Here is a 21,733-nt window from a genome sequence, read left to right as displayed (position 1 = left end):
CATTGATAATCAGTTTGTAATGATTATCATTAAATAATAATTAAAACTCGGAGGCACGAAACTATGGCAAACGTACCGCATTTTACTATAGACGGTTTGAAAGCGACTGTCGAGGGCAAAGAGATTTTGAAAGGCCTTAGCTTGACGATTAAGGGCGGCGAAGTGCATGCGATCATGGGACCGAACGGAACGGGCAAAAGTACGCTGGCGTCCACTCTCATGGGCCACCCGAAATACGAAGTAACGGAAGGCAGCGTGACGCTGAACGGCGAGGACGTGCTTGAGATGGCGACGGACGAAAGAGCGCGTGCCGGCCTGTTTCTTGCCATGCAGTATCCGAGCGAAATTACCGGCGTGACGAACGCGGACTTCCTGCGCAGCGCAATCAATGCCCGCCGCGAGGAAGGCAGCGAAATTTCGCTGATCAAGTTCATCCGTCAGATGGAAGCGAAAATGAAAGAGCTGGAGATCAACCCGGAGTTCATGCACCGCTATTTGAACGAAGGCTTCTCCGGCGGCGAGAAGAAACGTAACGAAATTTTGCAAATGATGATGCTGGATCCGAGCATCGTTATTCTTGACGAAATCGACTCGGGCCTCGATATCGACGCGCTGCGCATCGTGGCGACGGGCGTGAACGCGATGCGTTCCGAAGAGCGCGGCTTCCTGATCATCACCCACTACCAACGCTTGCTGAACTACATTACCCCGGACTACGTTCACGTGATGATGCAAGGGCGCATCGTGAAATCCGGCGGACCGGAGCTGGCTCAGCGTCTGGAGAACGAAGGTTATGACTGGGTTAAGGAAGAGCTTGGGATCGTGGACGAGCGGGTAGGCCAGGACGAAGAGGAATTCAAGATTCCGATGAATACGACGGCTCCGAAATACTAAGCTATCGAAAGGGAACAGGAGGATTAACCATGAGTACACAAACCGTTCTTCCGATCGATCGCGCAAGCTTGGTAGAGCTGTCCAAAGCGAGACAAGAGCCGGAGTGGATGACGACTCTGCGCGGGCAAGCGTTGGAGCTTGCCGGAACGCTCGAATTGCCGACATTGGAGAAAACAAGAATTGACCGTTGGAACCTCGCTTCCTTCGGAACCTATAAAGCGGGCGCCAAGCTCGCATCGCTCGAAGAGCTGCCGGCCTCGGCCAAGAGCCTGCTGCAGAACGACGGGCAAGGACACCCGGACAATCTGATCGTGCAGAAAAACTCGGGCGTCGTGTACAGCAGCGTCTCCGAGACGTTGAAGCAGCAGGGCGTCGTGTTTACGAGCCTCGAAGAAGCGCTTCAAACCCACGGCGAGCTGGTGCAGAAATATTTTATGTCTGTCGTAGGCAAGGACGAAAACCGCCTGACGGCGCTGCATACGGCGCTTTGGAGCGGCGGCGTGTTCCTGTACGTTCCGAAAAATGTGCAGGTGGAAGTCCCCGTACAAGCGCTGTTCGTAACGGACGACGCCGAAGCGAGCTTTTCGCCGCATGTCCTGATCGTTGCCGAGCAGCATGCGTCGGTGACTTACGTCGACAACTTCGTTTCCGAAGGCAGCTTGAACGGCCTGGTGCAGAACGGCGTTGTGGAAGTCGTCGTCAAGCCTGGAGCGAAGGTGACCTTTGCTTCGGTGCATAATTTGGACGAATCGATTACCGATCTGACGTACCGTCGCGCGCTCGTAGAGAACGACGGAAGCATCGAGTGGATCGTCGGCGAGATGCACTACGGCAACGCGATGTCGGATACGACGTCGATTTTGAAAGGCAACGGCTCCACCTCCGATGCGAAGGTGATCTGCGTCGGTACCGGCGAGCAGAAGCTGAATGTGTCCACCCGGGCCGTTCACTTCGGCAAAAGCTCCGACAGCCAGATGATTACCCGCGCCGTCATGCGCGACGGGGCAACGGCGATCATCAACGGCATTACCAAAATCGAGAAGGGCGCGACCAAAGCGAACGGCGAGCAAACGGAAAAAGTGCTGATGCTCAGCCCGAAAGCGCGCGGCGACGCCAACCCGATTCTGCTGATCGACGAGGACGACGTTACGGCGGGCCATGCGGCCAGCGTGGGTCAAGTGAACCAAGAACAGGTATACTATATGATGTCGCGCGGCGTTTCGCGTGAAGAAGCCGAACGGTTGATCATTTACGGCTTCCTGGCACCGGTGGTGTCTCAAATTCCACTGGAGCAGATCGCGTCACAGCTGCAGCTTCTCGTGGAAAGGAAGCTGGGACAATGAATACGGCGGACATACGCAGTCAATTTCCCATTCTTCATCAGGATGTGAACGGACATCCGCTCGTTTACCTGGACTCGGCAGCCACATCGCAAAAGCCGGTGTCGGTTATCGAAGCCGTCAAACGTTATTACGAGCTTGATAATGCGAATGTGCACCGCGGCGTTCACACGCTCGGCTCCCGTGCGACGGACGCTTATGAGGGCGCGCGCGAGAAGGTGCGCCGCTTCATCAACGCTTCGTCCACGGAAGAAATCATTTTTACCCGCGGGACGACGACGGCGATCAACCTGGTCGCCTCCAGCTATGCGCGGGCCGTATGCGGCGAAGGGGACGAAATCGTCATTACGCCGATGGAGCACCACAGCAATCTCATTCCATGGCAGCAGGTCGCGAAAGCGACCGGCGCTGTCTTGAAATATATCCCGTTGCAGCCGGATGGAACGATTAGTCTGGCGGATGTGGAAAAAACGATTACCGAGCGCACCAAAATGGTATCGGTCGTTTACGTATCCAATGTGCTCGGCGTTGTTAACCCGGTGAAGGAAATCGCGGAAATCGCCCATCGCCACGGCGCCAAAGTGATGGTGGACGGCGCACAAAGCACGCCGCACCTCAAAGTGGACGTGCAGGCGCTGGGCTGCGATTTTTATGCGTTATCCGGCCACAAGATGTGCGCTCCTACCGGGATTGGCGCGCTTTACGGCAGTAAAGAGCTGCTGATGGAAATGGAGCCGATCGAATTCGGCGGCGAGATGATCGACCATGTAGGCTTGTACGACTCCACATGGAAAGACCTTCCTTGGAAGTTCGAAGGCGGCACGCCGATTATCGCAGGCGCCGTCGGGCTGGGAGCGGCAATCGATTTCCTCGAAAGCATCGGCTTGGATGCCATAGAGCAGCATGAGAAGCAGCTGGCGGCTTACGCGATGGAACGGATGCTGCAGATCGATGGCTTAACGATTTACGGTCCACAGCAAAATCGTGCGGGGCTGATCACGTTCAACTTGGACGATGTGCATCCGCATGACGTAGCCACCGTGCTCGACGCCGACGGGATCGCGGTACGTGCCGGCCACCATTGCTGCCAGCCGCTGATGCGCTGGCTGAATGTCACGGCAACCGCCCGTGCAAGCTTCTATCTGTACAATACCGAAGCCGATGTAGACCGGTTGGTCGCTTCCCTTATTAAAACAAAGGAGTACTTCGGCTATGCAATTGGATGATTTATACCGCAGAGTCATTATGGATCATTACAAAAACCCCCGCAACCGCGGCACTTTCGAGAATCAGTCTGTCAGTATCGATCTGAACAACCCGACCTGCGGCGATAAAATCCAGCTTCAAATGCAGGTCGAGGAAGGCAAGGTCAAGGCGGCCAAGTTCGTAGGCGAAGGCTGTTCGATCAGCCTTTCTTCCGCTTCGATGATGACGGAGGCCGTAAAAGGCAAGACGTTGGAAGAGGCGCTGGAAATGGCCGAGAAGTTTTCCGGCCTGATGAAAGGCGAGCCTGTGGAATTCGAATACGAAGATTTGGAAGCTTTGTCCGGTGTGAACAAATTCCCTGCCCGGATCAAGTGCGCGACATTGGCTTGGAACGCGCTGCGCAAAGGAATCGACCAAGTGAACACCAACAAATAAGGAGGTATGGCACCCATGGCAAAGAAAATGCCGGAAATGGAAGAATATAAATATGGGTTTCGCGACGAGCACAAAAACGTGTTCCAGAGCGGAAAAGGCTTGACCCGTGAAATCGTGACCGAGATTTCCAGAATGAAAGGCGAACCGGAATGGATGCTGGAGTTTCGCCTGAAGTCGCTTGAACAGTTTTTGAAAATGCCAATGCCGCGTTGGGGCGGCAATATGGACGATCTGGATTTCGACGACATTCAATACTACGTGAAGCCTTCCGAGAAGCAGGGGAAAACGTGGGAAGAAGTGCCGACGGAAATCAAAGAAACGTTCGACAAGCTCGGTATCCCGGAGGCGGAGCAGAAGTTTCTGGCGGGCGTATCCGCCCAGTACGAGTCCGAAGTCGTCTACCACAGCATGCAGAAGGATCTGGAAGAGCAAGGCGTGCTGTTTATGGACACGGACACGGCGCTTAAAGAACACCCGGAAATTTTCAAGAAGTATTTCGGGACGATCATCCCGCCGAGCGACAATAAATTCGCCGCACTGAACAGCGCGGTATGGTCCGGCGGCAGCTTCATCTACGTGCCGAAGGGCGTGAAGGTGGAAATTCCGCTGCAAGCTTACTTCCGGATCAACTCGGAAAACATGGGGCAGTTCGAGCGTACGCTCATCATCGCCGACGAAGGCAGCTTCGTGCATTATGTCGAAGGTTGTACGGCTCCGGTCTACAGCACGAACTCGCTGCACAGCGCCGTGGTTGAGATCATTTGCCTCAAAGATTCCCGCGTCCGCTACACGACGATTCAGAACTGGGCACCGAACATTTACAACCTGGTTACGAAGCGTGCAGTTGCGGAAGAAAACGCGACAATGGAATGGGTCGACGGCAACATCGGTTCCAAGCTGACGATGAAATATCCTGCGGTTGTGCTGAAAGGCCGCGGCGCAAAAGGCATGGTGCTTTCCATCGCCGTTGCGGGCAAAGGCCAGCATCAGGATGCCGGTGCGAAAATGACGCACTTGGCGCCGGACACGACATCCACGATCGTATCCAAGTCGATCAGCAAGCACGGCGGCAAAGTAACGTACCGCGGCTTGGCTTCGTTCGGACGCAACTCGGAAGGTTCCAAAGCGAACATCAAGTGCGATACGCTCATTATGGATAACGAATCGACGTCCGATACGATTCCTTACAACGAAATCATGAACGACAACATTACGCTGGAGCACGAAGCGACCGTCTCGAAAGTATCGGAGGATCAGCTGTTCTACCTGATGAGCCGCGGCTTGACGGAAGCGGAAGCGACGCAAATGATCGTTATGGGCTTCATCGAGCCGTTCACGAAAGAACTGCCGATGGAATATGCGGTCGAGATGAACCGTCTCATCAAGTTCGAAATGGAAGGCAGTATCGGATAAGCCTTATATATCAAGCGTTCCGGGGCATACGTGATGCATTTGCCCATGATTTGCCCATTAATTAATTTCCGACGTACCTTTCGTAGAGATTAAGAGCATCTTCTTCGATTTTCTTTGTTACATGCAAATACGTGTCCGCTGTGACTTTCACGCTCGCGTGCCCAAGTCTCTCGGACACGTATTTTATATTTGCACCAGCTTCCAACAAATGGACTGCATGAGTATGCCGGAGAGCATGAGGGGATAATATAGGGAGATTTGTTCGCTTACACACTATTTTGAAATAATCACGGACAACGTTGGTGCGCAACCATCGACCGTCCTGTTGATGAAAAACCAAATTATCCTTGGATGCCTGATAGTTTTCGTAGCGGAGTACGACTTCTTTTTGATTAATTCGGTGCCGCTTCATCAGTGCTACGGTTGCATCATCCAATCTAATTGTTCGTTCACTGGTTTTGGATTTAGGAGTCGATAGATACGGTTCTGAGTTTAGTGGATAGACAAGTGTTTTATTAACCGTAACAGTTTTAGCGGTTGTATCGATATCGTCCCAAGTCAGTGCAAGGGCCTCGCCGATCCGCAATCCCGTTCGTGCAAGAAGAGAAAATAAAGCGTAATACTGAATGGAATGCTGGTACTTAGCGTTCTTCATAGGAGTTTTGAGAGCATTAAGAAAAACGTCCAATTGCTCTTTTTTGAAGAAGGATACTTTTTCTGATTTTTCAATGTCTTTAGGTATTTTGATTTTTTGTATAGGATTCTCTCGCAATATATTAAATTCGTGAACAGCGTCATTTATAGCCGTACTAAAAATGCTGTGGATTCTGCGAACTGTTCCCTCGCTATAATGATCACGAAGTTCATTGATCCATTTCTGGTATTCATTGCGAGTGAGCTCTTTTAGTTTGTAGTTCTTCCATCGTGGTAAAATATTCAGTCTGACGTTTCGCTCCTGAACAGAATATGTAATCGGTTTGACATGCGGCTTTTTATATATTTCCAACCATTCGTTGAAAAATTTTTCAAGCGATTCATTTCCGTTTTCGGCAAAACCAAAATACTGAATTTGTCTTTCTTCCTCGCCTGCTGCGAGCTGCGCCTCCTTCTTAGTAGGGAATCCTCCCTTCGTTTTTTCTCTTTGTTTGCCGGTTCGACGGTCAGTATAAACGATTCGATATTCCCATGTTGCGCCGCATGTACATCTTTTCTTACCTTCACATTTGCAACCGCGCCTGCGAAAAGATGCCATATTATTCCCTCCTGAAACAGAATGTATGTTCGGTAACGAGTATATAGTAAACAGCCTTTCGGCTGGGAAGCACCAAAAAGTTACAAATAAAATTTATACATTTCCTCCGGTACACAATTCCTTCTGAGCATAGTTTGGATGGATTCCTCGTTTTCCAGAAGATCGTTAGCAGTAAGCAGGTGGACAGCAAATTTGTTGGCTTGCCGTTCATATTTACCGGGATTAAACAAAGTATGTTCGTCTAACCAAAAACGACTAAATCCGGGATGAAGTCGATCGTGCCCCAGTTCGTGCGCGCACACAAAACGCTGCCAGTGTTCGTCCAGTTGTTCATGTATAAAAATACAGCGGCGACGCAGCTTGCGAAAATATAAACCCCTGGTGTCTGGGCCAAGATCGGCAAATCTAATATGAATATTAAGCCCCGCAGAAATCACAAATGGGTCATTGGTGCCGAATCGACGGATCAGTTTTGGAATAATTTTCTGCACAGGCTCTCACCTTACTTCTCGCTGTCGGTGTTTTTTGGCTTCTTTCTTCCATATGTTTTCTTGTTCATTTCTTTTGCTTCCCATAAAAACCCAGTAAGCATATCTTTAATGCGCTGACGCGCATCTTCGTCGAGGGGCTTGCCATCGAACATTACCGGAAGATCCTCTTCAAGAATTTTCTTGATGTCACGTACATCTCTCGGAGTAGCCCATTCTGGAGCATTTTCGTATCCCAACAGATAGTCAGGGCTTACTTCAAAAAAAATAGCAATTTTATTCATCATATCAACCCTCGGTTTAGACAAACCTTGCTCCCAAGCATTGTATCGTGGCCTTTTGATTCCGAGACGATCAGCCACTTCGTATTGACTTAGACCTCTCTCCTCACGCAAGCGAATTAATTTTGCTGCAAAATCCATTTTAAACGCCCTTTCAAAAATAAATTATCCAAACCCCCTTGACGGATAAAATGATTATCCGTTATAATCCAATTATCGATAGGGGGGTGATGGAGATGAGTAAGAAGCGCGAGTTATTTAAAGAACTCCGCAAAACAAAAGGTACTCAAGCTAAAGTCGCTCGCGATAACAGCATTTCTACTGTGTATCTTCGGATGATTGAAAATGGAACATTCTTACCTGGCAGGGATCTGATGTTCCGACTTTCGAATTATTTTGACGTTCCGGTCGAGAATCTTTTCCCCGACTATTTTAAGTGCTCCGATACAGGATAAAGCGATAATTAAATTATCTATTTTGAATTATAGATAATTTAATTTATCCTGTCAATCAATCTGTTGTATTTTTTTACTCAAAATGGGTAATTTATTTATCCATTTTATGAACTGAACCATATCTACAGGAAGGTGGTTGAGGGTAGCCAATGCTGAACGTCCAAGTAGATAGGGACGAAGTAATGAAACTTTGTCGCGAGAAAATCGACGAGTTAGTTAAAGAAATTGATGCGGAATACGTATTCTGGGATACGGCGGAGTTAAAAAAACGAACCTGCATGAGTTGGAATACGATTCAGGACGCTTTCTTCTTTGATCCGAGGTTTCCAAAGCGAAAAGTAGGAAGTAAGTGGTATTTCCCGGTGCGTGATACGAGGGCGTTTCTGGAGAAATGGCTTTATGAGCAAACGAAGTAAACTGAATCAGTGAATATAATGGACAAGCATTTAAAGGGAGAGGTGCAGAACGAAATCGACGAACAGCGCATTCGGGAGATTGTGCGAGAGGAAATCAAAAAGGCTGTCGAAGAGTTGGCGACCAGTAAAACGCTTGATCTGAATCTGATGGGGAAGGAGGAGAGGGGTTTGGAAGAACGAAAAAAAGAAACCGCTGTGGTAACAGCGATTTCAAGCAACAACTTGGACACGAAGGACTTGCATTGCATCTCAAAACACCTATTCAGTTTTTATGAGGATGCAAAAAACAAGGAAACGGCTGACTTTGGAAAGCCATGCATTGATTGTAAGTTTGCGTTGGATAAGACATGTTCTCTTGACTGGTTTCCTACTTTCCAAAGGCTGAGTATCCTTACAGGCGTTGGATTTAGCATGCGAAAGGATCGTTTGGAGCCTGTATCAATAATGGACATCGCCCATAGGAATCCAAGTGACTACAATTGATTGAACTGTCACAGTTGTAACCCATTTTCTTATAGCTTGGATTAAGGCTTCCAGCAAAAAACAATTCTTCATATTCAATTTCAATTTTATGCTGTTTTTCTAATTGCGGGCAGTGTGATTGGTAAATTGCAGAAATACGTTTTGACATGTTTGAGCCTCCTTTCGTTGGATTGGTAAGTCTGGACAACTACCAATATTCGACAACTTAGGAGATAAAACCTTTTTAGAAAGGAGATTTTAAATTGAGCGGAATATCAATTGAAAAGCTTCGTCCGCATCCGAGCAACAATCTTTATTTTGATGATCTTTCTGGTGACGATTGGGAATCTTTCTTGAACGACGTTCGAGAAAACGGCATCCGCGATCCACTCCGAATCACGACTGATTTTCAAGTTATATGCGGGCACCAACGCTTAAGAGCGGCAAAGGAGTTGGGGCTAACAACCGTTCCGGTCATTATTGAAGACATCCAAGATGTCGAAGATGTGGAACGCCTTCTTGTGGAAGACAACTTACACAGGCGACATCTAACGGCGATCCAGAAGGCGAAGCTGGCGGCAACATTAAAAGAACGTTGGGGAATCAAGCGCGGCGGAAACCAAAAAACAAATGGACAAAATGTCCGTTCGATTAAGGATATTGCTGAGGCGATTGGCGAGTCCGAAAAAACAACCCAGCGGCTAATAAAGCTTAATGATCTTATCCCGGAATTGAAAAAACTGGTTGAGTCCAAAAAGCTGGGCACGACATTTGCTGAAAAGTTGGCCTCTCTTACGGTGGAAGAACAAACCCAGTTATATCATGCGTTCGGAGATGAAATCGGCAAGACTGCCAAGGAAGAGGCGGAGCGAATAATGCGCGAGGCGGTCGAGTACGAAAAGGCTCAGATCGAAAAAAAGTACCGTGATTCCATCCCGCGCGATGCAATTCCAGATATTCAAGCTGCCGCTGTCGAACGGCACCAAGAAGAGACAGCGCAATTTATTAAACAAAAAGAAAAAGAAACAGAGTCCCGGCTTAAACAGCGTGATGAATACTGGAAAAATAAATTGCGCGACGATCTTGAGTCCGAGCGACTAAAGGCTGAACAACTTAAATCAGGGTACCAACGCGTGAAGGAAGAACTGGAATCCCTGAAACTCCAGCAGCCAGCCGATTTTGATGAACAAATGGCAGAGGCTCAAATGAAAAAGCTTCGTTTCGAGGCCGATAGCAATACAATCCAAATCAGCATTCATACAAAGCAATTTCTTCAAAAAGTAGGTATTACATCTTTCATGCTTGGCGCAATAGCTAGTGCAAGCTCCAGCGAAAAGAAGCGTCTTAATGAAAGTTTGGACATGCTACAAGCTTTAATTGACCAATTAAGACCAGCCATAAATGCCAGAAAGGTGGTAGAGAAGAATGTCATTAGCTGAACAACCCGATTTTCTGTCCATCGTCGAAAAACAAATGCAAATGACTGAATCTCAAGGCGCATCTATTCGAGCCTTGATCGAAGGCATCAGGCGTGTGCATTCAGATGTAACTGAAAAAGCCGAGAAAGCACAGGAGCAAGCGGAGAAAACGCAAGAGCAAGTCGAAGAAATGCAAATCATGGTTCAAGAAGTGCGAGACAGCATCACCTTGACTGATGCCGAGTGCTTTCAACTTCAATACGCTGTGCGCACGAAATCAAATGAACTGACCAAGGATCGTTTTAAGGATTCGGATGAAAAATTTAACGTAATGGTTGGGCGACACCGTCGCATGATCTGGAGCAAGCTTAAGGACCATTTCAGTGTTGCGAAGTACTCCCATATTCGAAGGATGGATTTTTCCGACGCTTTAGAGTTTGTTCAGAATTTCCATCCAGAGGACTACATCTAATGGATAGATTCACTGGCGAACTAAAGGATGCTGAACTTGTTGATCTTTGCGCCTGTGGTTGTGGCGAGGGGATTTATCGCGGAGATTCTTATTATACGGATTTAAATGGGCTGATGTTTTTCGAGAAAGAGTGCGCACTCCGGCATTTCGGAATTGAACGGAGGGAGGCGCAGTGAACTGCAAGGAGCTGAACGAGCTTCGACAAATCGTCGAAAATTTAGGACGCATCACAAGTGGCAGTCCGGCCGGTGTATTAGCTGATATTTCTGTATGGCTTTATAACGAAGCTCCGCGGATGCCTTCATTGATTGATGATATTCACAATCATATTGAAGGATTGGAGGGCGAACAATTTGTCGCTGACAGAGATCAAGGAACTCTTGAAAGAGGCAACGCTTGAAGATTTCTTGATAGTATTTGTCGCCTTTCCGCTTTTTGGAATAGCGTATTGCGGCATTGCTTACTTGGTTTGGATGGTGATGGGGAATTGAAGATCGTGGGAACAACAGGGAAAAACCAGCCCCGCTAAGGCTGGCTTCCAAAGAAATATCGCTAGACTTTTGGCAAGGCATCGATCCGCTAAATCGGTGCTCTTGCCCCCATTATAACTAAATATGGAGGGCTTGTGAATGAAAATTAATTCTGCGGAACGCATGATTGAAGACTATAAACGAATGCAAGCAGCAGCACAGGAGTTTGGCGTCACAATACCCCTTGTAGCTCCTTTTTCTCCAGCTGATGTAGATAAGCTCATGCCTCTGCTGCGGATGCCACTTGATGAAGGATCAATTCAAAGGGCCAGAGGTGCGGACATCGGCAGGAGCTATGATTCAACAGGATATTCCTATCAGGCCCATGTCGACCGCATGAATTATGTTTTCGGTCCAACGAACTGGACGTGGAAAGTTACGAATGAGGCAGTGGAAGAAGGGATAACGTCCAATAGCCGCACCAAGTACGTCTATAGCGGCGATATTGAGTTGCTGATAGGCTACCGGCGGCTTTCAGAAGAAACTAATCAATGGGAATGGGTAACAGTCCATTCGGTGCCGCCAATCCCGACGGACCATGAATCCATTGAAAAGGGATCAGCACGCAAGGGGATGCTGTCTAAGGGGCTTAAGCGGTCCACGTCGATCCTTGGCGTCGGAGCTGACGCGTACCTTGGTATTTTGGATGATGACTTTGTATCTGGCGCGGAGCTGGGCGAGCATATGCAACCTCGCAAAAAACGTCAAGCAAGCAGGATGAAGGACGATCTTGTAGACCAACTTGATTATGAGCAGTTGGTTTCCTTAGGAAAGATCAAGGGCTTCAAACTGGAAACAAAACTGCGGTCATACTATCAGGCGCAAACCGAGGGCAGGATTGCAAATGACCCGGCAAATTTGACCAAAGCCGAGGCGGGCGAGGTAGCGGATATACTCCACAAGCTGCCGGATCATGTCGAGCCTATTAAGACGGTTACCAGGCCATCTACATTCGATGAGCTAATGGCGCTGGAAGAGTCGGATATGAGGGCATTGGCTGCTGAATATAACATTCAGCTTCCTGCAGATATCAATGAAAAGAATAAGGCCCCTCTGTGTAAAACAATAGCTCATTTAATGGGCATTAATTAAACGACGAAAGGGTGAATGTTTTGGGTAAGCATCAAGCCATTATTGATTTCATCGCAAGACATTACAAGGAAAAGGGCTTCTCTCCGACCGTGCGTGAAATTGCGTATGCAGTCGGCTTAAGATCAACCTCAAATGTGCATAGATATTTGGATATCCTTGAGGCGCGAGGATTGGTAGAACGGATTTATGGCTCTGCCAGAGCAATAAAGCTCATCGGGGAGGCAAGTCTATCAGAGGTTGAAGTGCTGAAGAAGCACAAGGAAGTACCCAGTGTGATCCTTTGGCAAGGCAGAAGGTATGTATATGATCCGGTGAGGTGATAAATTTGGCTACCTACAGACAAGTGCAAACCAGTTTTTGGCAAGATGGTTTTGTTCTCGGCTTAACACCGGAGGAAAAGTACTTCTACATTTACCTTATGACAAACAGTAAGACAACGCAGTGCGGAATTTATGAGCTTCCAAAAAGAGTGATCGAAATGGAGACCGGATACAACCGGGATACCGTAGATAAGTTGCTCGATCGATTCATAAATTACCGAAAGATAATTTACTGCGAGGAAACTCAAGAACTAATGCTCCCTAACTGGTTGAAATACAATTTCATTAATAGTCCCAAGGTAAAAGCGTGCATTGTAAGAGAGCTTGAATCCGTCAAACACAAAGGGTTTATAGACCATTTTCATGACCTATGTAAACGGTATGGATACGGTATCAATACCGTGCCCATAGACTCGGGGGAAGAAAAAGAAGAAGAAAAAGAAGAAGAAAAAGAAGAAGAAAAAGAACAAGAAGAAAAAAATAACATCAGGACTCGGCACAAAAAAACGTATGCCGAGGATTCGACCCCTTACAGAATGGCTGTATATTTGCATCAAAAAATCATGGAGCACGCGGAAGTTTCAGGAGTCGGGCACCTAGTAAAACGAGCTAATCTCCAAGCGTGGGCAGATGATTGCAGGAAGCTGCTTGAGCTGGATGACGTGAAGAAGGAGTTAATTCGGGACGTTATTGATTGGGCAACTGCACATGAATTTTGGCAAACCAATATACTTAGCGCATCTAAACTGCGGAGCAAATTCACCGAATTGGCAATGAAGATGAACCTTGAGAGGAAGGGCGGTGACGGCATTGGAAAGCCTGGGGGAAGCTATCAAGGGGACCAAATTCATCAAATGGCTGGAGGAGGCAAAGGCACGAGCAAGACGGGCGGCAGAAGGATCACCGAGGAACAATTCGATAGCTTCGGTATCGGCCATTAAGCAATACGAATGTGAAAAATGCAAGGATGAGCCGCAATCGAAACTGATTCCTGTTATCGACCCCGACACAGGAAAACAAGCTGTAGTTCGCCGCCCGATCCATGGTCCAAATAACGCTGTCATTGGATACCAAGACATTCCACAAGAACAGTGGGTAGATGTCGTTTGCGAATGCACAGAATGGAAGGCAGCAAAAAAAAGGCTGAAAAGCAGCGGAATTGCAGAAGAATTTCAGCGCCTAAGCTTCGGTGATTACAAGACAGAGGGTAAACACCACTTGTTCGCCACAGCTCTTAGAACGAGCAAACAGTACGTCGAATTGGCAGTCAAAGATTACTTCTCCAGAATTCGCGATAAAAAGCGAACCAAGGAAAACGGCCTGCTTTTATGTGGCGAACCGGGCGCAGGAAAAACGACCTTGATTTTTGCGATTGGAAATGCTCTGCTTTCCCGAAAGGTGCCGGTATTGTACTTCCAGCACAGGGAAGAGTTTAACCGGATCAAAAATAACGGATTCGAAGACGGGGGTCTATATCAGCGATTAAGGGAATTCCGGGGCGTGCTGCTTTGGGACGATTTGTTTAAAACGAAAAAACGAGACAAGAACGGTAATCGCGATATAGCTGATTGGGAAGCCGATGCTTCGTGGGACATCATAAATCACCGTAGCCAGCTTGATTTGCCGACAGTCTTCAGTACGGAGTGGTCACCTGCGGAACTCATGAGCCTAGATCGAAGCTTTGCCGGTAGGATGATTGATCGATGCAAACACCCAAGCGATATGAAGCAAGATCGGCTTGTTTGGTTCCGATTGACGAGGGAAGAACGCGAGCAAGGGTTGGACCCTGTGAAAGTATTCGATCATCGTTTCATGCGTATCGAAAGGGATGAAACATGAACGTCCAAAGAGAAAAAACATGCAAATTGTGCGACGAACGCCGGGTTATATTGACCAGCACCAAACAATGGGTATTAAGTGTCTTGCCTTGTCCTTTATGCTCGGTACCGGAGTTGCCAGAGGATCATCCTGATTATCATCCCGGCCAAAGCTCGGTTATTGGCTGGAGCCAAGAAGGTGGGATGAAATGAGCGTTTATATCGCTTGCGAAGATTTGGATTTCGATTGGCAAGAAGCTGAGGTAATAGAATTTGATCGGGCTTGGGCAGATGGGTTAAGCATCGCGGATATCGCAGTAGCATTTAATCGCGACCCCGACGAGGTAGCTATATTAGCAATGGATCGTAGTCGACTCGGAGCTATTACTAAGCGTCCTGGAGGGGCTTGGGGAAGGAGAATGAGGGCTTGACACATGCCAACAGAGGAATGGATTTTGAAGCACTTATAGAGCGCAGCAATAGCGCTTATGAAACTGAAGGATTGGCAATCGTAAATAAGCGTCCGACTCCGGTACGTGTAGTTAAAAACGTAAAAGGTAAGTTGTCGGGATTCTACGAAAAACCGTCTACAGTTGATTTTGACGGTACGTTGAGCGGTGGCAGATCAGTGGTTTTCGAAGCAAAGCAAGTGAAGAAAGCGCCAAGGTTTGACCTAGATAACATTTCCGATCATCAAGTTGAATATCTTGCGAAGTGTCATTTATTGGGCGGCATTGCCTTTGTACTCATTGAATTAGTGCAAGTAAACACGATCTACCTGCTTCCGTATCCAACATTCAAAACTTTCTGGGACCGCCGGGAAGATGGGGTTCGAGGCTGCAAAAGTATATCACTGGAAGCATTGGACGTACACGCCGAGGTAGTGAAGTCAGGCCTTGTTCCAGTAGATTGGTTGCCCGTCGTAAATAAAATTTGGTGTATCTAGGAGGCCAAAAGCTTTAGGGGGTATGGGATGTGATAATTCCAAAACCAGAACGTAAACCGAAAGTGAAAAAATCATTCAATAGCCTTCAGCGAAAAAAGGAAAAGAAGCCCCTTCCAGAATGGAAACAAAATCTATTTTTACACCATCACAGCCGTCCGTCGGCAGCGGATCGGAATGAATTTCCTTCGAAGGTTGTTAAAGAATTAATTGCCGAGTCCGACGGCCTTTGTCAATGCGGCTGCGGACGGCCAGGAGAAACCACCCATCACGTCATGCCCCGTGGTCGAAGCGGACGCGGAGTGAAAACAAACGGTATGCGGCTCAGCGGAGAGTGTCATGATCGAATCCAAACGGACGAATCGGAGCTCCAACGCTGGATCGAAGAATGGGAACGGCGATACGGGCCGTATTTCTGGTATGACGAACAAGATTGGGCGGAGCATCACAAACGTATTGAGGCCGAACGGGCGGCGGCGGCGAAACAGCAAGAACGTGAACACATCGCAAAATGCCTCGTTAAGATCGTTACGAACTGGCACGGGCAAGCTTTGACGAAGAAGCAAGCTCGAATCATCGACCAGCTCGTAGCACACGAAAAGCCGACGGAGCTGCTGAAGAAGCTTTTTGAAATTCGTATGGAGGACACGGGTCCATTCGAGGACAGGAATCAGACGGCCATTGAGGACTACATCGGGGCCCCTCATAAGGGATAAAGGAGATGAAACGGATGTTAGAAAAAATAGACGTTGAACAAGTGGACCATTTAATCAAAGAAGAGGACAGCTTTTGGGCGTGGTCATTACATGGCGGCAAGCATTATATCACTAACAGGTGCTTAGCCTTTGTAGTGGATAAAGAAGATGCGGATGAAACCACAGAAGGTTGGGAATTGCTCGAATGTCTTGAAAGTCATTTTGATAAGTCTCCCGATGAAGGCATGACTTTGATCATGAAATATGGCGATGTTACGGAAAATCGAGCCAGCAAAATAGCCGAGACGCTCGAAAAGCAGTTTGCAAATAAGTCAATTATCGAAGGTAAGGTTACCCCATTCATCTATGCGGATAAACATTTGCGCTACAGATGGACCCAGTTTTCTGGGTTTAGCTTATTCATTCAAGACAAATACATCAGCCTCTTATATGACGCTGTCGACGAACCGATTTTTGCTGATGGTCCTCATTCTCCAGCGTTCTTATGTGATGGGAAATTCATCATTTTGCCAATCAAAAACATGGAAAACAGAGTGAACAAGAGCTTTTACGACTTTGAGAAACTAATTAGTTCTTTGCCGAAGGCCATCGAGACGACCGAAACCGCTTAGCGAAGCGGAGGCCGAATCAAGAATATATCGGGGAGTTTCGGCTCCCCAAGGAGAGGATGATACGGGATGAGCAATAGAGTAGAGGTCGCCACTGTCTCGGGCGGAAAAGACAGCACAGCGATGTGGTTGCTCGGGCTGGAACGTGGCGTCAAATTGATGCCAGTGTTCTGCGACACAGGCCATGAGCATCCTCTGACCTATGAATATATGGAGTATCTTGAAAAGAAACTCGGTCCAGTCAGGCATATCAAAGCTGATTTCACGGCACAAATAGCCCGAAAGCGGCTGTACGTTCAGGAGCAGTGGCCTCGCAAGCTTACAATCGATGTAAACGGGCATTGGTATACGGATGAAGAGGAGCCTGAGCATTCGGCACCGGATTGGGAACCGGAGAACCGAGAGCAGCAGGGCTTAACTTGGAACGAATGGGCATGGCTCCCAATGCAAAAGGGCATGACGGATCGGGAAGCTGCGCAAGTCGTTGAAACGGCCCTTTCTGTCTTGTATCCGACCGGTATTCCGTTTCTGGACCTCTGCTTATGGAAAGGGCGCTTTCCCGGTACAAAAAATCGATTTTGTACAATCGAATTAAAGGTTCGACCGGCGTGGGAACAAGTATATTGCCCAATGCTTGAAGAAGGCATGCTTCCCATATCGTGGCAAGGTGTACGGGCGGAAGAGAGCGCAGCTCGTGCCAAGCTTCCAGACTGGGAAGATACACCGGAAGGCTACAGGATATATAGGCCGATCCTGCGCTGGACGGTAGAAGAAGTATTTGCCATGCATCGAAAGCATGGGATCGAGCCGAATCCGTTATACAAGCTCGGCATGGGCCGAGTGGGGTGCCTTCCATGCGTAAACTGCGGAAAAGCAGAATTGTTCGAAATTGCCCGCAGGTTCCCGGAGGAAGTGGCTCGCGTAGCAGAATGGGAACGCCTCGTTAAAATGGCCTCCAAGCGACAAGCGGCAACCTTATTTCCGACGGCAAATGGTCATGGGAACGGCATCTATGATGAAGTGGAATGGTCGAAAACAGCATATGGCGGCAAGCAATATGACTTGATCAAGGCAATAGAGTTTGACAATGTGCCTGTTTGCTCCAGCCAGTATGGATTGTGTGAATGAATTTGATACCGGAGAAGGTAAATAAGCCTTCTCCCCACAATAGGGAGGAATGGAACGGATGAGAGAATACAAGTTTCGCTATCGGTTCAAAAATCACATTGGGGAAACATGCTCACTTGTTTTGAGTATGGAACAAATTGAGGGTTCCAAGGATTTCTACACCTCATTGCGACAAAGTCTAGGATTCGAGTGGGAATTACAGGGGCGCGACGAGTGGACTGGCCTACGAGACAGCAAGCGAACCAAGGAATACCCGAACGGGCAGGAGATTTATGAAGGAGATATCATTCAATTTCCGGACCCCTGCACTAGATCACAAAGTGGGTACGAACTCAGTACGGGCGTAATTGAGTGGCACGCAGATGAAGCGAAATTCGATGTGACAGGTCGCGAGTCCGTCGACCTTGAAACCTTCTGGGAAGATATCGACATGGCGGAAGTCATCGGCAACATCCACGAGCATCCACATCTATTAGAGGAGGCCAAAAGCCAATGACCTATACAGAACAACAGATACGGGATATGAAGCCCTACCAATTGGATTTACTCGTTGCAACAGAAATTATGGAGTTCAAATATGTCCCGGCGAGAAGTGTTGGAACCCTGATCCGCAAAGAATACTACCTTGACCAAGATGGTGAACCAAGGATTGACTACTCGCCTTCCACCGATATATCCGCAGCATGGGAAGTGATGGAGAAGATGAACGAATCTTACTGGGGAGTTATCGAATGCGGGATGTCAAAAGGAAGCATTCGCTGTGCATTTGGAAAATATGGAGTTCCTAACTCCCCTGCTATCTTTGCTGACACAGCCCCCGAAGCCATATGTAAGGCTGCTCTCCTAGCCTTGAGAGGAGGGGAATAGATGGATATCTCAGTAATTGACGGTATCGGCGTAATCAAAACCAAAGAAGAGTTTATCGTAGTGATCCATGAACGGATGCATGGTCCATACCCTACAACGAAAGAAGCATATAACAGGATTCTTGCTATTTTGGAAGACGGAGGGGAACAGGGATGAGCATGTACTTCAACGACAAACAGCTTGCGGAGTTGAGAAAAGAGTTTCGGACGCATCCAGTAGACGAGGAAGGCCGCGTGCAACCTGTCGAATACTCCGAAGAATACGTACGCGGAACCGTTTTAAAACTGCTTGCTGAGATCGAACGCCTCACCAAAGAACGAGACGACCACGGTCCAGAAGGACGGAACTATACAAACGGGCAGTATGTGGAATTGCTGATGAAATACGAAGCGCTGCAAAAAATGTTGAACGACGTAAGAAGGGAAATCGGCTACTGGCACTCAAGCGATGCCGCCATAGCATGCATCAAAGTTATTGTAGGTGAAGGTGAAAAGCCATGAAATACACTCCAGAACAGATCACGGAGCTGCTGGAAGAGGTCCAAGCGGCTAGAGAAGTAACTCCGCCAGGGCTGTGGAAGAGGGTTCTAATCGCTAGGGCCACCACATGGCTCCAGAAGCTAACGGAAATCGTCCAGCAGCAGTCTGTGGATCTTGAAAAGTGGAAACGCGAAGCTCTCCAGCAGTACCCAACACCTGATGCATACGAAGCAGCTTGTAAGGCTCTCCACAAGCACCGGGAGCGAGCGGATCGGGCCGAAGCCAGTGCCGCAGAAGCATGGAAGGCATACGACAACCTGAAAGCTGAGATGGAGGCGCTGGGGGAGCAGAGTTCGGTTTTAAAAGAATCTCTATCTGCTGTTGTCGATGAGCTAAAATCAACCAAAATCAAGCTAGAAGAAGAGCAGAGAGTCTCTTTGCATCATGAACGTGAGATGTGCCGGTTATCCCCCAAACTTGCAGTGGCAGTCGAAACCCTGAAAGAAATATCACAAGGTGAACGTTCCTCTATAGCACTTGCTCATATGGCTGCTGACGCCTTGGTCCGTATCAAGGCATCACAAGAAACTGAATAGGAGGGGATCAGCATGATAATTTGTCCAGTATGCGGACCTGATTATGGAGCTAATGGCACTCGAAAATTCAATGGGAAAGAACACTGTTGCAATACAGAAAAGCATCATGGATTTTACCACGCCTTGCAGTATAGCTGCAAACACGGGCTTAAGTATAAAGATTGTGCGGATTGCCAAACGGAAGATTACATTAAGGAAATGAACGAACGATCCTGAAGGAGGAGAAACAGAGTGATTAAAGTAACGGGAACGGTATGGTTAACAGTTGAATTTGAGGCAGAGATAGACATGACGGAAGAAGAGTTCGATGCGATGACTGAACACGACCGAACTGCACTTTTGGACCAAGCTAGCAAATGGCGAGACACCGCGAAATTGGACGAAATTGAAGTGGACGAATATGAAGTTAATGAAATTGATGAAATTTAGTGATGAATACAGAAATACAAGGAATAGGCGGTGAATGGCATGAAAGTATGGCATAGTTCTTCAACCGAAAGACGTCCTTGCGTAATGTGCGGAAAGAAAACGGGAACGTACAAAGTGTTTGAACAGTGTGCCATGGAGATACGGATACCACTTTGCGATAGCATGGAACGACCTTCTTGCTACTCAAAAGTCGACGTTAAATCAATGTCTTCTGGTTTTCTCACAACGGTAAAAAAGGCTGTTCATGCATCAAAATAAATGGGAATAGGCGGTGTATATGGATGAACCAACAATACTATGAGGGCCAACTGGTAAGGCACAAAAAGCGCAAGCTCCACGACGCACGATTTGCAGGGTATTCAAAATCTGGGCGCCGGATCAAGGTGACTCATAATTTCGCTCATCCATGGGGCGTAATCTGGGTAACCGATGCATTCAATCCAGAGAATATCGAGCCAGAGAGCGGAGGTAAATGAACAAACCACTGTAATTAAACCTCGACCAAAGGGAGCAGTTAGCTAGACTGCTGATTCGGATTTTAATCGGGGCCAAAGCAAAGGCGCCGAACCGCTAGATATGTCGGGTTTACAGTGGTTCAAGGATAGTATAACAATCTGAATGTACTAGGGATAGTTAATTGATTGTAAAGGACGGAGGTAAATGAACATGGAAGAAAAGATCAAAAAACTCATTGAAGATTTGTACTATCAACGTGAGCAATATGGAGAGCGCATCGTCTCACTTCACCACGGATATGATGCTGCAATTGAAGAGCTTTGCAAGTTGGTCGGAATTGAATTTAAGCCTTTTGAGGGATAGATTCGGGGAGAGCGGAGGAAGCGAGACATGAGTCCAAATGAAATCGAAGTAGGCAAGACCTACCACAATGGAAAGCAAGGACCTCGGTCATATTCAGCAAGAAAGGTTACTGAAATTTTTGATGGTCGCGAAGGAAAACGAATCTTATTCCTTCAGGTATCAGGACGTTATAAAGGCACTACTGAAACCTTGTCTCTTCACAGCTTCGCAAGGTGGGCGCGAGGAGAGGTATCCCAAGAGAAAGGGTGAGGGGATTAGTGTAAATGACGACTCCCCCACATGGTTAGTGGGGGAACGGCAAGGATTATGAGGGGAAGAGGTCGCCTCTAATCTCGACAGGGGTCTTATGGTTACTTCTGTATTCGACTTTGTAGTTTCCCGGTGGTAGCGTGAAGTTTCTTACATGTTTTCCGTTTCCTTTCAGTCTGAAACCATAATTACCCGAGCCGCCAGGTGTTTCATTAAGTACCCAATATTCTACATTATCAATGCTTGAATTGTCATTGAAATAGGTGTATTGCTTAACTTGAAGTGTGTAGTTTGTGTTGCTAGTAACTGTTAATTTATCTCGCGCTGTAAACCACCCATCATTATACCTTAAATCATCATGTTCAAACCAAATAGAGCGATAATACCCGGATGGCTGTACTTGTGCTTGTGTTGACTGAACACCGTTTGTTGTCTGCGCCTGCACAGTAGAATCTCCGATAGGAGAAGCTACAATCCCGGCCGTAAGCGAAAGGGCCAACAAGCCGTTGATAACCATTTTCTTCAATGTAAATCATCTCCTTTAAATGGAATAATTTACTACAATATTATATTAACAGTGTTTTCCTTTATTGTAAATTAGTATTTTG

At 47.5% G+C, this 21,733-nt stretch carries 30 protein-coding genes; 26 read left to right on the top strand and 4 right to left on the bottom strand.

Translation table 11 applies throughout. The features are described 5' to 3' along the window. The first annotated feature begins 63 nt into the window (after window positions 1–63). Genes sufC through sufB form a run of 5 tightly spaced genes read left to right on the top strand, consistent with a single transcriptional unit; the run spans window position 64 to window position 5,288 of the window. Window positions 64–894, top strand: a complete 831-nt coding sequence (sufC, locus tag KQX66_RS32145; protein WP_216797647.1) for a Fe-S cluster assembly ATPase SufC — start codon at window positions 64–66, stop codon at window positions 892–894. A gap of 29 nt (window positions 895–923) precedes the next feature. Then, window positions 924–2,237 (top strand): Fe-S cluster assembly protein SufD, encoded by a 1,314-nt coding sequence (gene sufD, locus KQX66_RS32140; RefSeq protein WP_216797646.1) that lies wholly within the window; start codon window positions 924–926, stop codon window positions 2,235–2,237. Beyond that, complete coding sequence (locus KQX66_RS32135; protein ID WP_216797645.1) at window positions 2,234–3,460, top strand: cysteine desulfurase; 1,227 nt, start codon at window positions 2,234–2,236, stop codon at window positions 3,458–3,460. Before sufD ends, KQX66_RS32135 begins: the two co-directional genes overlap by 4 nt. After that, entirely contained in the window at window positions 3,447–3,875 is a 429-nt protein-coding gene (sufU, locus tag KQX66_RS32130; RefSeq protein ID WP_216797644.1) for a Fe-S cluster assembly sulfur transfer protein SufU, read from the top strand. The genes KQX66_RS32135 and sufU overlap by 14 nt, the downstream gene beginning before the upstream one ends. Window positions 3,876–3,890: 15 nt before the next feature. Continuing rightward, window positions 3,891–5,288 carry a Fe-S cluster assembly protein SufB gene (gene sufB / locus KQX66_RS32125; RefSeq protein ID WP_010492175.1) on the top strand — a complete coding sequence of 466 codons (1,398 nt, stop codon included), beginning with the start codon at window positions 3,891–3,893 and terminating at the stop codon, window positions 5,286–5,288. A 61-nt stretch (window positions 5,289–5,349) separates the two neighbouring features. Here the strand turns inward: sufB and KQX66_RS32120 are convergent, their stop codons facing one another. The 3 genes from KQX66_RS32120 to KQX66_RS32110 all read right to left on the bottom strand — a co-directional run bounded on the left by KQX66_RS32120 (window position 5,350) and on the right by KQX66_RS32110 (window position 7,450). After that, window positions 5,350–6,540 (bottom strand): site-specific integrase, encoded by a 1,191-nt coding sequence (locus tag KQX66_RS32120; RefSeq protein ID WP_216797643.1) that lies wholly within the window; start codon window positions 6,538–6,540, stop codon window positions 5,350–5,352. A gap of 80 nt (window positions 6,541–6,620) precedes the next feature. After that, window positions 6,621–7,031, bottom strand: a complete 411-nt coding sequence (locus tag KQX66_RS32115; RefSeq protein ID WP_216797642.1) for an ImmA/IrrE family metallo-endopeptidase — start codon at window positions 7,029–7,031, stop codon at window positions 6,621–6,623. 11 nt (window positions 7,032–7,042) lie between these two features. Beyond that, window positions 7,043–7,450 carry a helix-turn-helix domain-containing protein gene (locus KQX66_RS32110; protein WP_216797641.1) on the bottom strand — a complete coding sequence of 136 codons (408 nt, stop codon included), beginning with the start codon at window positions 7,448–7,450 and terminating at the stop codon, window positions 7,043–7,045. Window positions 7,451–7,545: 95 nt separating this feature from the next. Between KQX66_RS32110 and KQX66_RS32105 the strand changes: the two genes are divergently transcribed. The 21 genes from KQX66_RS32105 to KQX66_RS32005 all read left to right on the top strand — a co-directional run bounded on the left by KQX66_RS32105 (window position 7,546) and on the right by KQX66_RS32005 (window position 21,125). Continuing rightward, window positions 7,546–7,764 (top strand): helix-turn-helix transcriptional regulator, encoded by a 219-nt coding sequence (locus tag KQX66_RS32105; RefSeq protein WP_216797640.1) that lies wholly within the window; start codon window positions 7,546–7,548, stop codon window positions 7,762–7,764. Window positions 7,765–7,913: 149 nt separating this feature from the next. Continuing rightward, on the top strand, window positions 7,914–8,180 hold the full coding sequence (locus KQX66_RS32100; protein WP_216797639.1) for a group-specific protein: 267 nt from the start codon (window positions 7,914–7,916) through the stop codon (window positions 8,178–8,180). Window positions 8,181–8,198: 18 nt separating this feature from the next. Continuing rightward, window positions 8,199–8,663, top strand: a complete 465-nt coding sequence (locus KQX66_RS32095; protein ID WP_216797638.1) for a hypothetical protein — start codon at window positions 8,199–8,201, stop codon at window positions 8,661–8,663. Window positions 8,664–8,905: 242 nt separating this feature from the next. After that, window positions 8,906–10,081, top strand: a complete 1,176-nt coding sequence (locus tag KQX66_RS32090) for a ParB/RepB/Spo0J family partition protein (protein WP_216797637.1) — start codon at window positions 8,906–8,908, stop codon at window positions 10,079–10,081. Next, window positions 10,068–10,532, top strand: a complete 465-nt coding sequence (locus tag KQX66_RS32085) for an ORF6C domain-containing protein (protein ID WP_216797636.1) — start codon at window positions 10,068–10,070, stop codon at window positions 10,530–10,532. Before KQX66_RS32090 ends, KQX66_RS32085 begins: the two co-directional genes overlap by 14 nt. Window positions 10,533–10,704: 172 nt before the next feature. Next, window positions 10,705–10,932 carry a hypothetical protein gene (locus KQX66_RS32080; RefSeq protein ID WP_216797635.1) on the top strand — a complete coding sequence of 76 codons (228 nt, stop codon included), beginning with the start codon at window positions 10,705–10,707 and terminating at the stop codon, window positions 10,930–10,932. A 229-nt stretch (window positions 10,933–11,161) separates the two neighbouring features. Continuing rightward, on the top strand, window positions 11,162–12,154 hold the full coding sequence (locus KQX66_RS32075; RefSeq protein ID WP_216797634.1) for a hypothetical protein: 993 nt from the start codon (window positions 11,162–11,164) through the stop codon (window positions 12,152–12,154). A gap of 20 nt (window positions 12,155–12,174) precedes the next feature. Then, window positions 12,175–12,474, top strand: a complete 300-nt coding sequence (locus KQX66_RS32070; RefSeq protein WP_216797633.1) for a LexA family protein — start codon at window positions 12,175–12,177, stop codon at window positions 12,472–12,474. 5 nt (window positions 12,475–12,479) lie between these two features. Then, a complete protein-coding gene (locus KQX66_RS37645; protein ID WP_253957576.1) occupies window positions 12,480–13,415 on the top strand; it encodes a phage replication protein O in 936 nt (311 codons plus the stop codon). A 1,303-nt stretch (window positions 13,416–14,718) separates the two neighbouring features. Continuing rightward, window positions 14,719–15,237 (top strand): Holliday junction resolvase RecU, encoded by a 519-nt coding sequence (locus KQX66_RS32060; RefSeq protein ID WP_216797631.1) that lies wholly within the window; start codon window positions 14,719–14,721, stop codon window positions 15,235–15,237. A gap of 299 nt (window positions 15,238–15,536) precedes the next feature. After that, the gene (locus tag KQX66_RS37640) at window positions 15,537–15,950 is read left to right on the top strand and encodes a hypothetical protein (RefSeq protein ID WP_253957575.1); all 414 of its coding nucleotides are present in this window, start codon (window positions 15,537–15,539) and stop codon (window positions 15,948–15,950) included. Between the two features lie 14 nt (window positions 15,951–15,964). Further along, complete coding sequence (locus KQX66_RS32050) at window positions 15,965–16,561, top strand: hypothetical protein (protein ID WP_216797630.1); 597 nt, start codon at window positions 15,965–15,967, stop codon at window positions 16,559–16,561. Between the two features lie 66 nt (window positions 16,562–16,627). Continuing rightward, complete coding sequence (locus KQX66_RS32045; RefSeq protein ID WP_216797629.1) at window positions 16,628–17,686, top strand: phosphoadenosine phosphosulfate reductase domain-containing protein; 1,059 nt, start codon at window positions 16,628–16,630, stop codon at window positions 17,684–17,686. Between the two features lie 58 nt (window positions 17,687–17,744). Next, entirely contained in the window at window positions 17,745–18,182 is a 438-nt protein-coding gene (locus tag KQX66_RS32040; RefSeq protein ID WP_216797628.1) for a YopX family protein, read from the top strand. Beyond that, window positions 18,179–18,553 (top strand): BC1872 family protein, encoded by a 375-nt coding sequence (locus KQX66_RS32035; RefSeq protein WP_216797627.1) that lies wholly within the window; start codon window positions 18,179–18,181, stop codon window positions 18,551–18,553. The genes KQX66_RS32040 and KQX66_RS32035 overlap by 4 nt, the downstream gene beginning before the upstream one ends. Next, a complete protein-coding gene (locus KQX66_RS32030; RefSeq protein ID WP_216797626.1) occupies window positions 18,554–18,709 on the top strand; it encodes a hypothetical protein in 156 nt (51 codons plus the stop codon). Next, window positions 18,706–19,053, top strand: a complete 348-nt coding sequence (locus tag KQX66_RS32025) for a hypothetical protein (protein ID WP_216797625.1) — start codon at window positions 18,706–18,708, stop codon at window positions 19,051–19,053. The genes KQX66_RS32030 and KQX66_RS32025 overlap by 4 nt, the downstream gene beginning before the upstream one ends. Then, window positions 19,050–19,628, top strand: coding sequence for a hypothetical protein (locus KQX66_RS32020; RefSeq protein WP_216797624.1), 579 nt, complete (start codon window positions 19,050–19,052; stop codon window positions 19,626–19,628). The genes KQX66_RS32025 and KQX66_RS32020 overlap by 4 nt, the downstream gene beginning before the upstream one ends. Window positions 19,629–19,859: 231 nt before the next feature. Further along, window positions 19,860–20,057, top strand: a complete 198-nt coding sequence (locus tag KQX66_RS32015) for a hypothetical protein (RefSeq protein ID WP_216797623.1) — start codon at window positions 19,860–19,862, stop codon at window positions 20,055–20,057. Window positions 20,058–20,723: 666 nt separating this feature from the next. After that, complete coding sequence (locus tag KQX66_RS32010) at window positions 20,724–20,876, top strand: hypothetical protein (RefSeq protein ID WP_192812243.1); 153 nt, start codon at window positions 20,724–20,726, stop codon at window positions 20,874–20,876. 27 nt (window positions 20,877–20,903) lie between these two features. Next, window positions 20,904–21,125 carry a hypothetical protein gene (locus KQX66_RS32005; RefSeq protein WP_216797622.1) on the top strand — a complete coding sequence of 74 codons (222 nt, stop codon included), beginning with the start codon at window positions 20,904–20,906 and terminating at the stop codon, window positions 21,123–21,125. 55 nt (window positions 21,126–21,180) lie between these two features. Here KQX66_RS32005 and KQX66_RS32000 read toward each other — a convergent pair whose 3' ends face one another. Next, complete coding sequence (locus KQX66_RS32000) at window positions 21,181–21,651, bottom strand: hypothetical protein (protein WP_216797621.1); 471 nt, start codon at window positions 21,649–21,651, stop codon at window positions 21,181–21,183. Between the last annotated feature and the right edge of the window lie 82 nt (window positions 21,652–21,733).

The organism is Paenibacillus oleatilyticus (assembly GCF_018998565.1).
In the GTDB taxonomy this organism is placed as follows: domain Bacteria; phylum Bacillota; class Bacilli; order Paenibacillales; family NBRC-103111; genus Paenibacillus_G; species Paenibacillus_G oleatilyticus.
Note: the sequence above shows the minus strand (reverse complement) of the source record. Positions and strands in the feature narration are given on the sequence as shown.